The 14989-nt window shown below is 44.1% G+C and carries 15 protein-coding genes; 10 read left to right on the top strand and 5 right to left on the bottom strand.

Features of this window, described 5'->3' with window-relative positions:
* Positions 1-54 precede the first annotated feature (54 nt).
* Genes MHN32_RS08185 through MHN32_RS08205 form a run of 5 tightly spaced genes read left to right on the top strand, consistent with a single transcriptional unit; the run spans position 55 to position 4694 of the window.
* Positions 55-1359 carry an SLC13 family permease gene (locus tag MHN32_RS08185; protein ID WP_099031119.1) on the top strand — a complete coding sequence of 435 codons (1305 nt, stop codon included), beginning with the start codon at positions 55-57 and terminating at the stop codon, positions 1357-1359.
* A gap of 15 nt (positions 1360-1374) precedes the next feature.
* The gene (locus MHN32_RS08190; protein ID WP_239421476.1) at positions 1375-2553 is read left to right on the top strand and encodes a homoserine O-acetyltransferase; all 1179 of its coding nucleotides are present in this window, start codon (positions 1375-1377) and stop codon (positions 2551-2553) included.
* A 13-nt stretch (positions 2554-2566) separates the two neighbouring features.
* Positions 2567-3322, top strand: a complete 756-nt coding sequence (locus MHN32_RS08195) for a 3-hydroxybutyrate dehydrogenase (RefSeq protein ID WP_239421477.1) — start codon at positions 2567-2569, stop codon at positions 3320-3322.
* An 8-nt stretch (positions 3323-3330) separates the two neighbouring features.
* The gene (locus tag MHN32_RS08200) at positions 3331-4035 is read left to right on the top strand and encodes a CoA transferase subunit A (RefSeq protein WP_239421478.1); all 705 of its coding nucleotides are present in this window, start codon (positions 3331-3333) and stop codon (positions 4033-4035) included.
* Positions 4035-4694, top strand: coding sequence for a 3-oxoacid CoA-transferase subunit B (locus tag MHN32_RS08205; protein ID WP_239421479.1), 660 nt, complete (start codon positions 4035-4037; stop codon positions 4692-4694). The genes MHN32_RS08200 and MHN32_RS08205 overlap by 1 nt, the downstream gene beginning before the upstream one ends.
* Before the next feature lie 85 nt (positions 4695-4779).
* On the opposite strand, the gene MHN32_RS08210 is transcribed toward MHN32_RS08205, so the two are convergent.
* Entirely contained in the window at positions 4780-5397 is a 618-nt protein-coding gene (locus tag MHN32_RS08210) for an RICIN domain-containing protein (RefSeq protein ID WP_088529614.1), read from the bottom strand.
* A gap of 121 nt (positions 5398-5518) precedes the next feature.
* Between MHN32_RS08210 and MHN32_RS08215 the strand changes: the two genes are divergently transcribed.
* Entirely contained in the window at positions 5519-7471 is a 1953-nt protein-coding gene (locus MHN32_RS08215) for an alkaline phosphatase family protein (protein ID WP_239421480.1), read from the top strand.
* 168 nt (positions 7472-7639) lie between these two features.
* Here the strand turns inward: MHN32_RS08215 and MHN32_RS08220 are convergent, their stop codons facing one another.
* Positions 7640-8287, bottom strand: coding sequence for a DUF2959 domain-containing protein (locus MHN32_RS08220; RefSeq protein ID WP_010607751.1), 648 nt, complete (start codon positions 8285-8287; stop codon positions 7640-7642).
* Positions 8288-8444: 157 nt separating this feature from the next.
* Between MHN32_RS08220 and MHN32_RS08225 the strand changes: the two genes are divergently transcribed.
* Genes MHN32_RS08225 through dtd form a run of 3 tightly spaced genes read left to right on the top strand, consistent with a single transcriptional unit; the run spans position 8445 to position 10773 of the window.
* Positions 8445-9326 carry a virulence factor BrkB family protein gene (locus MHN32_RS08225; protein ID WP_102057833.1) on the top strand — a complete coding sequence of 294 codons (882 nt, stop codon included), beginning with the start codon at positions 8445-8447 and terminating at the stop codon, positions 9324-9326.
* Positions 9327-9368: 42 nt separating this feature from the next.
* A complete protein-coding gene (locus MHN32_RS08230; protein WP_239421481.1) occupies positions 9369-10313 on the top strand; it encodes an alpha/beta fold hydrolase in 945 nt (314 codons plus the stop codon).
* A 19-nt stretch (positions 10314-10332) separates the two neighbouring features.
* Positions 10333-10773, top strand: coding sequence for a D-aminoacyl-tRNA deacylase (gene dtd / locus MHN32_RS08235; RefSeq protein ID WP_010607754.1), 441 nt, complete (start codon positions 10333-10335; stop codon positions 10771-10773).
* Between the two features lie 32 nt (positions 10774-10805).
* Here the strand turns inward: dtd and MHN32_RS08240 are convergent, their stop codons facing one another.
* Positions 10806-11495 carry an SAM-dependent methyltransferase gene (locus tag MHN32_RS08240; RefSeq protein WP_010607755.1) on the bottom strand — a complete coding sequence of 230 codons (690 nt, stop codon included), beginning with the start codon at positions 11493-11495 and terminating at the stop codon, positions 10806-10808.
* 173 nt (positions 11496-11668) lie between these two features.
* On the opposite strand from MHN32_RS08240, the gene MHN32_RS08245 reads away from it, so the two are divergent.
* The gene (locus MHN32_RS08245; protein WP_010607756.1) at positions 11669-12568 is read left to right on the top strand and encodes a bifunctional GNAT family N-acetyltransferase/hotdog fold thioesterase; all 900 of its coding nucleotides are present in this window, start codon (positions 11669-11671) and stop codon (positions 12566-12568) included.
* Positions 12569-12640: 72 nt separating this feature from the next.
* Here MHN32_RS08245 and MHN32_RS08250 read toward each other — a convergent pair whose 3' ends face one another.
* Positions 12641-13663 (bottom strand): phospholipase A, encoded by a 1023-nt coding sequence (locus MHN32_RS08250; protein WP_235368588.1) that lies wholly within the window; start codon positions 13661-13663, stop codon positions 12641-12643.
* A gap of 213 nt (positions 13664-13876) precedes the next feature.
* Positions 13877-14989: a M14 family metallopeptidase gene (locus tag MHN32_RS08255; protein WP_010607758.1), complete on the bottom strand. Its 1113-nt coding sequence runs from the start codon at positions 14987-14989 to the stop codon at positions 13877-13879.

The following is a 14989-nucleotide window of genomic DNA, read 5'->3' on the forward strand; positions in this document are numbered from 1 at the left end:
ATGCCCAACACATCAACTTATAACGGGCATTAATAACAATAAAAGGAAGCCCTTATGCTCAGTATGCTTGGACTGGCAGGAGGACTTGGCCTGCTTATTTGGCTAACTCTCCGTGGCGTAAACTTGTTTATCGCAGCTCCATTGTGCGCTTTATTGGTCGCATTAACGAGTGGCGTTGCACTATTTCCCACAGAAGCTGTAGAAAGCAGCTTTCTTACACTTTATATGGATGGCTTTGCTGGCTTTTTGAGTGCTTGGTTTTTCATGTTTTTGCTTGGCTCTTTGTTCGGTAAGTTCATGGAAGACAGTGGTGCTGCCGACAGCGTGGCACGTTATATTGTCGACAAGTTAGGTATGAAACATGCGGTATTAGCGGTGGTGATTGCCTGTGCGGTACTAACGTATGGCGGCGTCAGTGTTTTTATTGTCGCTTTCTCTGTCTACCCTATGGCGCTCAGCTTATTTAAAGATGCCAATTTACCAAGGCGCTTTATTCCCGCAACTCTGGCCTTCGGCTCGGTCACCTTCACCATGACTTCGGCAGGCTCCCCTGAAATTCAAAACTGGATCCCAATAAAATATTTAGGTACGTCGCCTTATGCGGCTTGGGAAGTCAGTCTAGTGGTTGCCACGTTTATGGCTATTACTGGCTATTGGTGGTTGAAAAAGATGATAGCCAAAGCGGTGGCAAATGGAGAGCACTTTGAGGCGAAAGAAGACGACCCTGAAATCCATGAACGTAACTATCCTCATCCAATCACTGGCGTACTGCCTCTAATCGTGGTGTTGATTTTATCTTTTACACTTCATGATGTGCTGCAGCAAAGTGCACTCATTGTAGCTCTACTTGGCGGTGTACTCAGTATTGTCGCGATTAACTTTAAGCATTTTCATAACATGGGGGCCGCGATTAACTTAGGCACAACTGGGGCGCTAGTTGCTATCGGTAATACCAGTGCGGTAGTGGGTTTTGGTGCGGTAGCAAAAAACACCGAGGCATTTCAATTAGCGGTCGAGATGATGACACAGATGCCGGGTAATGAGCTACTTGGCGCCGCGGTGGCGGTAAGTGTAATAGCCGGTTTAACTGGCTCTGCATCCGGTGGGCAAGCTATTGCGTTACCCTTAGTGGCACCGCACTACATTGATGCGGGTGTCAATCCAGAACAATTACATCGTGTTGTGGCAATTAGCTCAGGCGCTTTGGATACCTTACCGCACAATGGTTATGTGGTCACAACCATTCGCGCCATCTGTAAAGAAACACATCAACGAGCATATTGGTCCATGGCGGCGTTGACTGCGGTCGTGCCGCTGGTGGGCGTTGCCCTCGCATTAACCCTATTCATCTTATTTTAACGGAGAGATACAGCAATGAAGCGGATTTTCCTGTTACTCTTGTTCGTTGCCAGCAATATTGTCTATGGCAGTGAGACAAACAAACCTATGCTGGTTGAAAAGCGGGCATTTACACTTGCGCATTTTACTACGGAGTCTGGAGCCAGCATTCCTGACGTTAAGGTCGGCTGGGAAAGCTATGGCAAATTAAATGCCGACAAAAGCAATGCAATTTTGATCACGCATTTTTTTTCTGGCACATCTCACGCTGCGGGTAAGTATCGAGAGTCTGACGTATTGGCGGGTTACTGGGATGCCATTATCGGCCCGGGTAAAGCGATAGATACTAACAAGTACTTTGTGATAAGCGCAGATACTTTGGTCAATGCAAACTGGCATAGTAAAGATGTGATCACGACGGGTCCGGCGTCTATTAATCCGAAAACGGGCAAACCTTACGGCTTGGACTTTCCCGTGGTGACCATCGGTGATTTTGTTGAAGTGCAAAAGCAATTATTAGATAGCTTAGGTATCGACAAACTGCATGCGGTGATGGGCGCGTCTATGGGGTCTTTCCAAGCGTTAGAATGGTCGGTGCGCTATCCCGAAAAGGTGTCACGTTTAATTCATGTGATTGGCGCGGCAAAGATGGATGCTTGGACCGTTGCGGCGTTAGAGAAATGGGCTTTACCTATCCGACTTGATCCAAATTGGCAGGGCGGGGACTACTACGACGGGGAAAGGCCGCTTGCTGGACTCACAGCCACGATGCTTAATATTACGCAAGACGCGATGCACCCCGCTATTTACAACGCCAGTTTTCCAGACTTTATTGTGCTTGATCCCAAAGCAAAACAAGATATTCGTCAGCTTCCTAAACTCAGTCAAACGCTAGCCACGCGCGCACGAGCGAGGGCAGAAACGCAAGATGCGAATTCAATCTTGTATTTAGTCCGCGCCTCGCAATTATACACCGCAGGCATGCAAGGTAATTTTGATAGTGCTATTGATAAAATCACAGCAAAGATTTTGTTGATGCCTGCAAGCAATGACTTGTTATTAAGGCCTGAGCCCATTCGTAAGTTAGCAGAAACCCTTAAAGCCAAGAATAAAGACGTGCAGATCACAGAGATAGAAGGCGTTTGGGGGCATTTAGACGGTATTTTTTCAATTCAATCACAGGCTGACACCATTGCTCAGTTCTTAGCAAAATAATCAAGGAGTGACGATGAAGACGGCGTTGATCACAGGGGCAGCAAGTGGCATTGGTCGCTATATCGCGATGGCACTGAGCAAACAAGGTTACAGCTTATTGCTCGTAGATTTGAACTTAGCGCAAGCACAGACGGTAGCCGAGTCTATCGTCTGTGACGGAGGAAATGCACAAGCGTTTGCACTCAATATCGCTAATAAGCAAGACATCGCTGACTTTATCCGTCAGCACGATAACATTGATGTGCTTATCAATAACGCAGGCGTGCAACATGTTGAAGCACTAGAGCATTATCCAGAAGATAAATGGCAATTGCTGCAAGACGTGATGCTAACAGGCCCGGCCATGTTGTGTAAGGCGGTATTGCCGCATATGCGTAAAGGCGGCTTTGGTCGCATCGTCAATATTGGTTCTATCCATGCTCTAGTTGCTTCTAAATATAAGTCTGCTTATGTCGCTGCAAAACATGGGTTAATGGGATTTGGCAAAGTATTGGCGCTGGAAACCGCAGACTGCGATATCACCGTGAACACCATTTGCCCCGCTTATGTAAAAACCCCATTGGTAGAACAGCAAATTACCGCGCAAGCGAAACAGCATGGGATCAGCGAAGATGAAGTGATAAACAATATCATGTTGGCGCCAATGCCGAAAAAGGCCTTTATAGGGTTGGATGAGATTGCTCATGCCGTCAATTTTTTACTCGCAAATGAGTCACGCAACATTACTGGTCAAGCCATAGTGCTGGACGGCGGCTGGACAGTGCAATAGGAGGAATGATGGCTGGATTTGATAAGGTAGTCGTAAGCTACGAAGAAGCAATGGCAGGACTGTGTGATGGCATGACCGTGATTGCAGGGGGCTTTGGTTTGTGTGGGATCCCTGAAGGTTTGATAAGCCAAATACGCCACATGGGCACAAAGGACTTAACCGTGGTTTCTAATAACTGCGGAGTAGACGGGTTTGGTTTAGGGATTTTGCTTGAGGATAAGCAGATCCGCAAAATGGTGGCTTCTTATGTGGGGGAAAACGCCTTGTTTGAGCAGCAGTTATTGAGCGGTGGATTGGAAGTTGAATTAACTCCACAAGGGACACTTGCAGAAAAGATGCGCGCAGGTGGAGCTGGGATCCCCGCTTTTTACACCGCAACAGGCGTTGGTACACCCGTCGCTGAGGGTAAAGAGGTAAAAACGTTTGGTGATAGAGAATATATTTTAGAGCCGAGTATTACGGGAGACTTTGCCATTGTAAAAGCGTGGAAAGCAGACCGTTTTGGCAACTGTATTTATCGCCACACCGCCATGAACTTTAACCCGATGGCCGCAACAGCTGGAAAAATTACTGTCGTTGAAGTGGAAGAAATAGTTGAGCCCGGCGAAATCGAGCCGAGCCAAATTCATACCCCCGGAATTTATATCGACAGAGTGATTCTAGGACAGTTCGAAAAACGCATCGAAAAATGTACTGTGAAGGAGCAAGCATAATGGCATTAACCAGAGAGCAAATGGCCATGCGAGTGGCACAGGAATTAAGAGATGGGTTTTATGTCAACCTTGGGATTGGGATCCCCACGCTGGTGGCCAATTATGTGCCACAGGGCATGGATGTGATGCTGCAATCGGAAAATGGTTTATTAGGCATGGGCGCTTATCCGACCGAGCAGGAAGTGGATGCGGATATGATCAACGCGGGTAAGGAAACCGTTACGGCCTGTACAGGAGCTGCCATTTTTAGTTCGGCAGAAAGCTTTGCAATGATCCGTGGCGGTCATGTGGACCTGACGGTGCTTGGCGCTTTTGAAGTAGATCAGCACGGTAATCTTGCCAGCTGGATGATCCCAGGTAAGCTTATCAAGGGCATGGGTGGCGCGATGGATCTTGTCGCTGGGGCTAAAAATATAATTTGCACCATGATGCATGCGAATAAACAAGGCGAGTCCAAGCTGCTACAGCACTGCAGTTTACCACTCACCGGCGTAAACTGTATCAATAAGATAGTAACCGATCTTGCGCTGCTTGAAGTCAAAGGTGGCGCGTTTCATTTACTTGAGCGAGCTCCAGGTGTTAGCGTCGCGGAAATACAAGCCAAAACCGCTGGTATATTGATTTGCCCAGATGACGTACCGGAGATGGCGTTTAGCTAGCTTAAAATCAAAGGTAACGTTTATAGTTTAAGAAAGAGCAGAGGTGACTCATGCTCTTTCATTGAAAGAGGTGCCTAACCGGCTCCTATCTACTCCATGGAGTATAGTACCACTCTTGGTCTAGTCCGCCGTCACAATCGTAAAGTTGGATATTTCTTCCTTTAGACCCACTATGGCCTGTTGGATCTAGACATTTATTTTGCATTTTGTTGATGATGCGACCCGCGCCATCAAATCGCCACATTTGGTCGGCCATTCCTTCACAGTGCCAAAATTGAACATTTCTTTTGGATGCACCATCGTAACGGCTTGCATCTAAACACAGGTGCTCGTCATACACTGGGCGAATCTCAAACCAAGGGTCACCGTAATATTTGTCTTCAATATAACGTGCCAACTTGCCCATATATTGAAGCTTTATTTTTCCATGGGTAGCAAATGGTGAATTGAAAACAGAACTATCAAAAGAAATTTTTTGGTTGTCTTTGTAAAATGAAAAATACTGGTCACGGCCAAAGTCGCAGTAATAAGTCTGCACAGTCTGTCCTTTCCACGCTTTATCTACTTCACTTTTTCCATCCATACAAATAAAATTGGTTTCTTCAGCGTATTTTTGTTTATTGATAAACATTATACCTGAAGCTGCTTGAGTCATCGTTGAAACTGCTAGAGCTGCTCCTGCTAGCACTAATGTGTATTTCATAGTTATTTCCTTATTTTGTTTGTGTTACCATTAGGGACGGTAACGCTAATTTAAATCATTATCAATTTTATATTATCATTGTTGATGAGTTGTTATTTTTTATAGTGAAGGATTATCTGCTTTGTTGCTCAACAATAGTTTATCTTCAAGTCGCTGGATAAAATTCATAAGGGAAAGTTGGATTGTTTTCTTGTTATGGGTCAGCGGTGTATTCTTACTTATGTCATTTAGAGTTTTCTATCTCTTTAACTTTAAAGAAAAAGTATCGTATGATCTTACGGTTGGCCAACTGTTTGATGCCTTAGCTACCGGTTTTAAATTTGACTCCTCTGCTGCTGGAGTTTGTCTCGCTATTCCTTTTTTGCTGAATTGTTTCCTACAGCCTTTGCGATTAGATAATTGGGTTAGACGAGCACGTAATACGATAGGGCTAATCTATCTGAGTGTTTTTGTATTATTAGGAATCTGCGGGATAACTTATATCAGTGAGTATGGAACTCAATATAATTATTTTATGCTGGAAGGGTTATATGATGATCAGCAGGCCATACTGAGCACCGCGATTCAGCAGTATAAACCTTGGGGTAGTTTGTTGAGCATAGGTGTACTGCTAACTTGCGTGGTCGCATGGACTCGTTTTGTGGATAAGAGAAACTATCGCTTACTAATAAATATTTGTCCGAAGAGCAGAATCAAACAAGCAGTTATTTCGATATTGGTGTTTGTTATGTTCGTTTGCGCCGCTAGAGGTTCATTTGACTCCCGTCCTGCATCGAGAAAGTGGTCAGCTGTTACCACTGATCCATTTGTAAACAATTTAGTTATTAACCCATTTCGCAGTTTCTTCTACGCGATACAAGACTACGGTGAATTAAATCAGCTCACTATGTCAAGTACTAACCCTTATTTAGCCGATAAGCATGAGGTTGATGCTGCGCTGCTAAATAATGAGACTCGTAGTATGGGGCCCTTAATTCAAAAACCTTCTCGCATTTTTTACATTGTGATGGAAAGCTTTGATTCTTGGCCTCTGCAGGATAAATATAGGGATTTGGCGCTAACAGAAAATTTTCATCGACTAAAAGCAAAGGGTATTTACGTTGAACAAGCATTGCCTGCTGCATCAAGCACAATGAACTCATTATCCAGTCTAGTTACAGGGATTCCATTTAGTGGTATTAACATGAGCCGTCTCACGAGTAAGGCTCATACTTACTCGCTAATCCATTTGATGGAGGGGCAAGGCTATACATCACAATTTTTTTATGGTGGCTTATTGTCTTGGCAAACAGTAGGTGATTTTATGAGTAGGCATGGCGTCGATCATATTTATTCGGCGGCAAATGCAGGAGGTAAGGGCAGTGCCGGTGTATGGGGGGTTGATGATGGGCAGCTATTTGATCTCGTTAGTCAGTCAGTGCCAGAAAATAGCTTTAACTTGATTATGACTACTAGCTATCATGGTCCATTTAATTTGGATTTATCAGCTAGTGATTATCCTTGGAAAAATGGTGACTACCCTGCTCAGTTTCAGCGGATGGGTGATGAGGTGTTATCTGCTAACACTCTTGGACACTTATGGTATTCCGATCAAATGATGGGAAAGTTTGTAGATAATATGCAACGCAAATATCCTGACGCGCTATTTATCATTACGGGAGATCACTACAGCCGCCGCTATTTTCATGCTAAGCCTAACTTGTACGAACTTACTCACGTACCTATCCTTTTATTAGGTCAAGGGATTTCACCTAAATTAAGCAATCGAACAATTGCTTCACATATGGATATTACAGCTACAATTATGGACTTGATAGCAAGGCCCAACACATCATTTTCTAGTTTTGGCTATTCACTTGTTGGTTCTGAAGCACCAGAAAATGTTTTTGGTTATAAAACAATTCGAGATACGGAGCGAGTTTGGAAACAAGGTGATGGTGAGCAGTTTTATAGCTATCAGGTTAACCCCAAACTGGGTGATAAAAGTGTTGAGCAGCCAGCACCAGCCCTTGAATATCAAACTTATATGGCTGCTGCATGGCAATTACTAATGGGGAGTCCTGCACCTCATTAAACTACGACGCGGGCCAATATAGACTGTTAAATCCGAAGGCCATACTAATCTATTGATTAGTATGGCCTTTAATCGTATTCGTATAAGTGCAAATCACTATAGCAGTGAGGTATGTTTTTTGGGTGATACTATTTAGTCTTATTTATCACCAGTTAATGGCTAAGATACTCACGCGCTACGTGCATTCATCTCAGCAATAAACTTATTCGAATCTTCAATAGAGCGATTCATATCTGCGATTAGGGCGCTAATATCACGCTTTAACCCTGTAAACTCACCTTTAATAGCGCTTACCGCTTGTGCATTTAGGTTGTGCTTAAGGTACAGCACATTATCTTGTAGTGAGTCGAGCACGGGTTGCATTTTGGCTTCACTGCTGCGCATTGAGCGAAGTAAGCGTTCAAATTGGCGCTGTGTTTGACTTAATTGCTTAGCACTCTCACGTTTTAGGTTTGCACTCGAATATTGCTCAAGTTCATCTTGCCACTCGTCAAATAGCGCGTTTGCCACGTCTTCCACTTTGTCTATATTGCTACTTACTTCAGCAGCAGCGGCAAGGGATGATTGGTAGTCATCGTTAAGCAGGTTATAGGCTTCTTGTAATTCACCACCATTAAAATTAATTAACGTGGTGAGTCTTTCCAATGCCGATTGAAACTCTTTTTGTGACTCCTCTTGGGATTCCTTTGTTTCTTCGACACGATCAACCAATATCTCGCGTTTATGCACACCAAACTTTTCCATGGTGGCGTAATAGGCACTTTGGCAGCCAGTAACGAGTAAAAGTAACACTGCGCTTAAGGTGAGTTTCTTCATTTGCACTCCCGGGCTCTAGAAGGTCAATAATCAGTAAGTGGCCATGTGACCGTCGTTATATATTACTATTTAGCGCTATAAATTATGGCGGGGATTGTTATGATGTGTAAAGTGATCCATGAATATTAACTTGATTATGATGCAAAGAATAACCGAAATGAAGGTCGTAGCACTGCGATTCTTACATTCTCAGCCTAGCTGGTGGCGCCGCTATAGTAAGCGGTGTATTGAGGACCAGATCACGGTCAACGCGGGCTATTTAGCGTATGTCACACTGTTATCGTTGGTCCCCTTAGTTGCGGTGGGTGTAGCAATTTTTTCGGCGTTTCCTGGATTTGAAGATACGCGTTTTGCAATTGAAAACTTTGTGTTCAATAACTTTGTGCCAACATCGACGGACACCATTAAAGAGCACATCAGTGCGTTTACTGGCAACGCGAATAAGATGACAGCTGTGGGGGTGAGTTTTTTGGCCGTCGTGGCTTTATTACTTATTCGTAATGTTGACACCACGCTCAACCGAATTTGGCGAGTGAAGCAAAAACGTCCATTGATGATTTCGTTTGCGATTTATTGGATGGTGCTCACGCTTGGCCCTGTGCTATTGGGCGCGAGTATTGGTATGACATCTTATATCGTTTCTTTAGTGACATTTGCCGATCAAGGGATCCCAGGGTTTAGTGGTGCACTAATTAAGATGTTGCCCTATTTAATTTCTATGGTTGGCTTCATCATGCTCTATACTTTAGTACCAAATACCAGTGTGTCATTTCGAGCCGCGGTTCCGGGTGCTTTGTTTGCAGCTTTGTTATTCGAGCTAACGAAAAAAGGCTTTGCATTATACATTAGCCATTTTCCCTCATACGAAGTTATCTATGGGGCACTCGCAACAGTACCTATTCTTTTTGTTTGGGTATATTTATCTTGGATAGTGGTGTTGTTAGGTGCTGAGTTTACCGTGTGCTTAACCCAAGATATGGAAGCTGCAGGACTAGATGCAAGCTCGGAGTTTGACCCACCAGACGCGCAGGGACTTTAGCTTTTACCGATAACGGTTAGCTTAAGCCCCCAAGGGGGAGTTATGAGCTTATTGTATCAACATGGCGATGCATTACGTCGCTTTCATCTCGCGGTAGGTGAAGGACATCAATTGGGCATAGAGGAATATGGCTGCAGTGATGGCACACCACTTATCATGCTGCATGGTGGCCCAGGTCAGGGCCATTCTCGTAATGTGCTCGGTTATTTCAATCCGCAAAAATACCGCATCATCCTGTTTAGTCAGCGAGGCTGTGGCAACTCAACGCCTGCTGACTTTGGTAATATAAATACCGCGAACCTGCTGAAAGATATTCATTCCATTCGTGCGCATTTAGGGCTGCAAAAGGTTGTACTCGCCGGGGAGTCTTTCGGTGCCATGCTGGCACTGCTTTATGCTGAGCAACATCGTGAAGATGTCTTGGGGATGGTGTTGTGGTCGAGTTTTTTGGGCAATGAGGCGGATCTTCATTGGCTTTATGGTAGCCAAGGTGCCCCCGCACAAATTTATCCAGAGCAGTATCTTGCCTTTGCACAAGGTGCACAAACTGTGGAATCCTTGCTAGATCATTATCATTCGGCACTCTTTGGCGAGGATGAATTACTCAAAAGAAAAGCGGCGCAGCGCTGGTGTGAGTGGGATAATCTGATCACAACGGATAGTGATACGCAAGGTATTAGGCTTTGCAAAGCAGACAAACAGCTCAGTAAAGCACAGCATATGGTACATTTTTTTAGTCACCAGTGCTTTATCAAAACACAGCAAATTACGGCGGATGCACATCAGCTCAATCACTTACCTATCTGGTTTATTCACAGTCGGCATGATTTAATGTGTCGGTACGCACCAGTTCATCAGTTAGCACAAAGCATTAAGGCGCAGTTGCTGATTTTAAATGGGGTTGGGCATTGTTGTGCTAACCCCATTTATGCAGAAGCAATAAGGCGGGCGGCTGATCTATTACTGTGCAAAATTCAGCATCATTAGCAGTCACAAGAGGTAGGTAGTGCAAGGACTAATTCAAAGGGTCAGCGAAGCAAAGGTAGAAGTAGAAGGTAAGATTGTAGGTCAAATCGATCAGGGGATATTGTTACTATTAGGCGTTGAAAAGCCGGATACAGAGCAAACGGCGGATAAGTTACTGCACAAGGTAAGTAACTACCGTATTTTTACTGACGACAAGGGAAAAATGAATTTAAGTTTAAAAGACATTGAAGGTGAACTATTGGTTGTATCGCAATTCACCTTGGCGGCAGACACCAAAAAAGGCATGAGGCCAAGTTTTTCGAGCGCAGGAACACCTGAGCAAGCGAATACACTCTACGAATACTTTGTGGCTCAAGCTAAGGAAGCTGGCTTGAAAGTCGCGACGGGACAATTTGCTGCGGATATGAAGGTGAGTTTACTGAATGACGGCCCTGTGACTTTTAATTTTAGTGTTGAATAGTGATTTGACGAAAAAACTAGGGTCAGCCAGTGTTAGCGTTTAACCTCGATAATTATGTTGGCGTAGTCCGGCACTTTTTCGATAAAGGGCTTTTTACCAAAGTTGGTAATTAATAAGTGTTGAAGTTGCTTGAGCTGCGACTCATGCTCAGTTAAAAAGTTGATATACAGTCGGCCCCCATCATTAATAGCAGCTCTGAGTAGGCGATAAAACTGGTGCTGAAACAAGAAGATGGGGGGCTCAAGTTCGCTAAATAAATCGAGCACTATCCAATCGTAGCGTTTGCCTTGTTGCAACGCTTTAAATACATCAACACAATTAACATCGCACAAAGGGTCGCCGCCAAAGTAGCGTTTGTAACAATGGATCACATCTGGGTTGTTATCTATGGTGGTAATATGACAATTTGGATAAGTGGCATTGAGGTAATCACGGATTGCACCTGCGCCAAGACCCAGCTCCAGTACGCTGGTCGGCGGGGCGACTTGCTGCCAGCGACTCGCGAATGTTTTTAAATGAGGAAATAACAAGTGCTCCGGGTGGTTTAACTCCACAACGGATTGTAATGTGTTGTTTATCAGAAGCCATCTCAACGATTTCTCTTGCCGCACTTGGATGCTATTTCTGCCTTGTTTATGCCAATATAGCAAGTGTCCTAGTTGGTGGCTCCGGTCCACAAAATCGTTGCTGATAGTGCCTGAATGCGTAATAAATTCTCCCATGATAACATCATCATAGACGAGGATTTTGTGAATGCCAGCTTGTCCACCAGTTTTTACACTAAGGGATAAGTGTTTTGGCGCATTTTATTCCCTACACTGAGCTTATCTTGTAGGGTGTATCCGTACTAGATTCAAAGTCATTTAACAGGCTAATAACAAAACAGGAGTCAGTGATGTTTGAGGTAACTTCACCACAAAGCAGCGAAGATTGGCAAGCCTATTACCAGTTACGCTGGCAGGTGTTAAGAGCGCCATGGGATCAACCTCGTGGCAGCGAACAGGATGATTTAGAACAAGAAGCTGAACATCGCTACATTAAAAATAATGATGGTGAAGTGTTAGGCGTAGCTAGGCTCCATTTTAACAATCATAAGCAAGCACAAGTACGCTATATGGCCGTTGCAGAAGGGCATCGAGGTCATCACTTAGGTAGTCGTTTGCTACACGAGCTTGAGGTTATTGCGTGGACGCAAAAAGCAGAAGAGCTGGTTTTGTATGCTCGCGAGCGCGCGTTATCATTTTACGAACGTCATGGCTATCAAGTGGTTGAAAAGGCACACTTAGCCTATGGCGATGTGCAGCACTGGAAGATGGTAAAGCAACGACCTACAGAGCCGGGCTGGTTTAGGCAGCCAGATTGGACCCATGTATTACAAAATACTTGGCGCGAGTCTATTCCAATCAGTGATGCGATGGGGATTAAAGTAGAAAGCTATACAGATTGGCAGTTTTCCACTAAGGCTGATTTAAAAGCGAACCTCAATTTACACAACTCGATGTTTGCAGGTTCTATATATAGCATGGCGACGCTAACGGGCTGGGGGGCGACTTATTTAGCACTTAAAGAGCTTGGGTTAGAGGGAGATATTGTGTTGGCTGACGCCAATATTAAATATCTAAAACCTTTAACCACGGCACCAGCGGCAACGGTTACCATTGCGGACTGTGAAGGTGAATTGCAAGCGCTAGAGACGGCTGGCAAAGCAAAATATGTGGTGCCAGTGAATGTCTATGATGGTGACATGCTAGTTGCTAAATTTGAGGGACAGTTTGTGGTAATTAAACCGCAATAAGTAGAGAATTATTCTCAGCTTTCCAAACGAAAAAGCTCTGAGTTTTCAGAGCTTTTTTGTATTCGAATGCGCTTAAAGAATATCAGTGAGTAGCACGCCAATACCGAGCCTTTGGGTATGTGTGTTATAGTCTATTAAGCTTTCGCCGTAGCCATTAAAGTATTGTGCGTAGCCGCGCAGCCTTCCCCAAATCGGGAATGACCAGTCTAATTGAATTGCACCGCGATTATCACTGTTTAAGTTATTGCGCCACATAAAGCCAAACTCATGCTCTTCGTGGCGATATACCCCACTAAACTCGAAGTGACCTAAGTACTCATCGATATTTGGATTGTCGTCTCCGCGTGGATCCAAGGCATCTTCTTTGTCGTCTTCGGGTAAGCGATACCAAGGTTTAAAGCTGAATACAAAGCCTCGGTTTTCCCAGATAAAATTCGCATAGATACGATTCCAAGAGCGGGAGTTTGGTTGACTGCGACCGTTAGATTGGTGGGAAATCCCAAGTACAAAGGCCATCTCATCGCCCCACAGCACGTTTTCATCATCTAAAAAGTTAATCCAAAAGATTTCTGGTTCATAGTTGGTTTCACGAAATGGCGAAGACACATCTTTGTTGTACAGCTGCCAATATGATTGCAGCGTAAAAGCAAAATAGATTGCCTGATCTTTATCCGAAAAATTTTTATAAATAGGCGCTTTTAACGAGATTTGGTATTTGGCTTCAAAGTTGTCGATTGGCTCGCCGTCTTCATCGTCAATGGCTTTTAGACCGTCGAATGGTCTGCTGTTGACGTTGGTCATATAAGAAACTGGCAAAATATAGTTACGCTTATGTGGTGTTAATACATTACGGTTTTTTTCCGTTACACGTTCACGCGCCATGCGTTTATCTAATTGGCTTAAGGTATTATCTGCATCAGCCTCGGCACATTCGGTACGGACCTGCTCTATGGTTTTATCTTTTTCTCCAGTTAACACCGCGTTTAACACGCACTGTTTGACTAAATCGATTTCATCTTCCTGTTGGGCTTCTTGAGCGTAAAGTGGCAAGGTAAGCAAGGCCAAAGCCGGTATTGATAAGTGTGTAAGTTTCATCCTGTGTGCGCCGAGAGTAAGTACAATTGATTACATTATTAACCAATGATAATGAAAGGGAAATGAATCTCGAAGGTCAAAAATGTCAGAAAGAAAAATACGGTCGAATAAGAAAAAGGTGGCGGCTATCGCCGCCATACCTTAGTAAGCGTTAAGCTAAACAAGCAGAGCTTATTTGCTTTGACTTACTCTCACGCAATAAAAGTACTCAAGTTAAAGCGTTTCAACTTGAGTAAAAAACTTATAAAGCTCAGTACCTTGATTCACACTAGCAGAGGCAAAGTGCAAAATGGCGATGGCATCTTCGTCTAACTTGATCTCATTTAAGGGCGTTTCTGATAAATAGCGCTCCATTCTGAGAATTTTGGCGATGGTTTGACCCGCCTTGATATGCTCTCCAAGCTTTGCCGTATATTCCACCATACCACCCATTGGGGCATAAAAGGCGCGATAATTTTCTAGTCGACAGACGTAACGGGTGATGTCTTGCGGCATAAAGTGTGCATCTTGAAAGGCCTGTTTATAGTTCAGGTAGCTCAAAATGCTATTAGCGTCATTCAATGCTTCCGCTAAATCAATTTTTTCTTGAGAGCCAAGCTCAACCGTAAACGCTTCGGTTAATACTGGGATCTCTCGGCCTATAGCCTGATAGGCTTGCTGCAAGTTCCACCATGGACAAAAACTGGCTTCATCCATTGCTCCATCAAAGTCACTTGGAATAAGTAACACATGTGGAATATCAAAATATCGAGCGCTGTTTTTTGCATACTCAGGACAATACAGGTGTTTTGCTGAAATTGGTCCCGTATGAAGGTCTAAAACAATGTCAGCCTCATGAGCTAGACGCTGTAAATTCAAGGCGATGCGCTTACCTGTCGTCAACCTATCTAAGGGCCCATCAAGTAGTGTTTGGGTGCGCTCAACTAATCGTTGGCGAAATTGCTGAGCGATTTCTGTTATTGATAGCGTCGGGTTTTGCTCCACAAACTCGGCAACCAACCCGGAATGGTTGATGTACATTCGATTCCAATTCGTGCCCGTAATTGGATCGAAACGCCCTAAGGTAAACTCACCAGATTTCTGATTACAACCAATCGGGTTTGCGTAAGGCACTAGGGTGATGTCCGCTTTTAATGACAATTGTTTCAACTGTTCCAGCAGTTGATAAATCACTGCATTACCTTGCACCTCGGCGCCATGCATATTCGCTTGAATATACACCTTAGGCCCACTGCCATCGCCTTTGATGCGATAGACTGGAATAGTCAAAGGCAAGCCGTTGGCAATTTCACCAACCTGAATATGTTGTTGTGTAATGGTATTCAT

This window comes from Pseudoalteromonas sp. Of11M-6, assembly GCF_022347905.1.
GTDB lineage: Bacteria > Pseudomonadota > Gammaproteobacteria > Enterobacterales > Alteromonadaceae > Pseudoalteromonas.

Excerpts from the sequence above, each read along its gene's own strand:
- MHN32_RS08230 (WP_239421481.1), top strand. The coding sequence starts at position 9,369 with ATGAGCTTATTGTATCAACATGGCGATGCATTACGTCGCTTTCATCTC.
- MHN32_RS08200 (WP_239421478.1), top strand. The coding sequence starts at position 3,331 with ATGGCTGGATTTGATAAGGTAGTCGTAAGCTACGAAGAAGCAATGGCA.
- MHN32_RS08205 (WP_239421479.1), top strand. The coding sequence starts at position 4,035 with ATGGCATTAACCAGAGAGCAAATGGCCATGCGAGTGGCACAGGAATTA.
- MHN32_RS08220 (WP_010607751.1), bottom strand. The coding sequence starts at position 8,287 with ATGAAGAAACTCACCTTAAGCGCAGTGTTACTTTTACTCGTTACTGGC.
- MHN32_RS08245 (WP_010607756.1), top strand. The coding sequence starts at position 11,669 with ATGTTTGAGGTAACTTCACCACAAAGCAGCGAAGATTGGCAAGCCTAT.
- MHN32_RS08195 (WP_239421477.1), top strand. The coding sequence starts at position 2,567 with ATGAAGACGGCGTTGATCACAGGGGCAGCAAGTGGCATTGGTCGCTAT.
- MHN32_RS08255 (WP_010607758.1), bottom strand. The coding sequence starts at position 14,989 with ATGAATACCATTACACAACAACATATTCAGGTTGGTGAAATTGCCAAC.
- MHN32_RS08240 (WP_010607755.1), bottom strand. The coding sequence starts at position 11,495 with ATGGGAGAATTTATTACGCATTCAGGCACTATCAGCAACGATTTTGTG.
- MHN32_RS08210 (WP_088529614.1), bottom strand. The coding sequence starts at position 5,397 with ATGAAATACACATTAGTGCTAGCAGGAGCAGCTCTAGCAGTTTCAACG.
- MHN32_RS08225 (WP_102057833.1), top strand. The coding sequence starts at position 8,445 with ATGAAGGTCGTAGCACTGCGATTCTTACATTCTCAGCCTAGCTGGTGG.
- MHN32_RS08250 (WP_235368588.1), bottom strand. The coding sequence starts at position 13,663 with ATGAAACTTACACACTTATCAATACCGGCTTTGGCCTTGCTTACCTTG.
- MHN32_RS08185 (WP_099031119.1), top strand. The coding sequence starts at position 55 with ATGCTCAGTATGCTTGGACTGGCAGGAGGACTTGGCCTGCTTATTTGG.
- MHN32_RS08190 (WP_239421476.1), top strand. The coding sequence starts at position 1,375 with ATGAAGCGGATTTTCCTGTTACTCTTGTTCGTTGCCAGCAATATTGTC.